Genomic DNA, 950 nt, shown 5'->3' with positions numbered 1-950 from the left:
CCGGACCCGTGCAGTGGCAGTACGGCGTGCCCACCGAGCAACTACTCGAATCAGACTGGTCCGAACACGCGCAGGCGCTCGCCGCCCTCGCAAGCCCCGTCCGCCTCACGATCCTGCACGCCTTCCTCGCCGGGGCCACGAGCGCCGCCGAGCTAAGCGCCGCCGAGGGACTCGGCACGACCGGCCAGCTGTACCACCACCTCAACCAGCTCGTCGCCCAGGGCTGGCTCCGCGTCGCCGGACGAGGCCAGTACGCGGTCCCCCCGGAGCGCATCGTCCCCCTCCTCGCCATCCTCGCCGCCGTCGGGAGCCCCGCGTGACCGCCCCGAAACGCCCCCGCGCTCCGTTCCGCACGCGCCGGGTCGCGCTCGCCGCAGCCGCAGCCGCCTCCGTGATCGCGCTCGGGATCGCGCTGATGCCCCGCCCCCCGCACCTCGGCGAAGCCGTCGGCGACCCCGAGCTGATCGCGAGCGCGCAGTCAATTCTCGACCGGGAGCCCGGGGCGAGAAATCGGATCAGCATCGCCCGCATCGAGGGGGTCACCCCCGGGCAACCCGGCAGCGGCACGGTCCGCTTCGCCGACTTCGGCGCGGACCCGCTCACGGAGTACGAGATCGGCTCCGTCACGAAGACCATGACCTCGGCGCTGCTCGCCGACGCCGTCGACCGCGGCGAGGTCACGCTGGATACCCGGCTCGGCACGCTCCTCGACCTCAGCGACAGCCCCGCCGCCGAGGTCACCCTCGGGGACCTCGCGAGCCACACGAGCGGCCTGCCGCGGCTCGCGACGACCCCGGGCGTCATCCTGAAATCCATCCTGTCGAACTACCGGGCCAGCAATCCCTACGCCGAGGAACTGCCGGAGCTGCTGGAGCAGGCCCGCGGGGTCGAGCTGAGCGAGCCGGGCACCGTCGCCTATTCGAACCTCGGCGTGGCCCTGCTCGGGAACG

General features: G+C 73.1%; 2 protein-coding genes. Both read left to right on the top strand.

Annotated features, from left to right (window positions below):
* A partial coding sequence (locus OOT08_RS02935; RefSeq protein WP_325091048.1) for an ArsR/SmtB family transcription factor occupies nucleotides 1-320 on the top strand: 320 nt, incomplete at its 5' end.
* On the top strand, nucleotides 317-950 hold a 634-nt coding region (locus OOT08_RS02930; RefSeq protein ID WP_325091047.1), incomplete at its 3' end, for a serine hydrolase domain-containing protein. The genes OOT08_RS02935 and OOT08_RS02930, both read left to right, overlap by 4 nt.

Origin of the sequence: Leucobacter sp. M11 (genome assembly GCF_035726885.1) — a bacterium.
GTDB lineage: Bacteria > Actinomycetota > Actinomycetes > Actinomycetales > Microbacteriaceae > JAPFRB01.
Note: the sequence above shows the minus strand (reverse complement) of the source record. Positions and strands in the feature narration are given on the sequence as shown.